This window comes from Vibrio sp. 1401 (genome assembly GCF_033340295.1).
In genome coordinates this window covers 1-780 of record NZ_JAWOWF010000276.1, presented here as the reverse complement: position 1 = coordinate 780, position 780 = coordinate 1, and the positions used below count along the sequence as shown (strand labels likewise).

The 780-nt window shown below is 46.4% G+C and carries 1 protein-coding gene; it reads right to left on the bottom strand.

What is annotated here, in order from left to right:
• The coding region (gene hflC, locus R7Z77_RS25080; protein WP_318137010.1) for a protease modulator HflC at positions 1–780 on the bottom strand (780 nt) is incomplete at both ends.

Here is a 780-nt window from a genome sequence, read left to right as displayed (position 1 = left end):
CTTTCGCACCTTTCGCGTTATTCATGTACTGGAAGAAGTCACTCTTCGGATCCAGAACAAGAATGTCGTTCTTAGAGCTGAATGATTTTTCGTATGCTCTTAGAGAACGTAGGAAGCTGAAGAACTCAGGATCTTTGTTGTATGCATTCGCATAGATCTTCGCTGCTTCTGCATCCGCTTCACCGCGTGTAACACGAGCGGTTTTATCCGCTTCTGCAAGAATGGTTGCTACTTCAAGTTCCGCTTGTGCACGAATGATTTCTGCTTTCTCACGACCTTGAGAACGGTGCTTACGAGCTACCGACTCACGCTCAGCGCGCATACGACGGTAAATCGACTCACTGATTTCATCAGGCAGGTTGATTTTCTTCATACGGAAATCGACAACACGAACACCCAAGTCTTTCATTGCACTTTCACGAGTATCTCGCAGTACATCCGACATGATTAGGTCACGTTCACCATCAATTTCTAACGCTTCACGTGCCGCTTCTGTGTTCACTTCATCACTGCTTGCGTCTTCTGGTAGCACGTCATCATTACGTGGACCAGAAACGATTTGCTTGATTTCACGAGCACCGATTTCAGAACGAAGTACGTCTGTGACTTTACGCTCAAGAAGTGCTTCAGCTGTCAGAGAGTTACCACCGCCTGTTGCTAGGTAGTAACGGCCGAAGTCTTCAATACGCCATTTCACGTACGAATCGATGATAACGTCTTTTTTCTCAGACGTTACGAAACGGTCAGCACGTCCATCCATCGTTTGAATACGAGCATCTA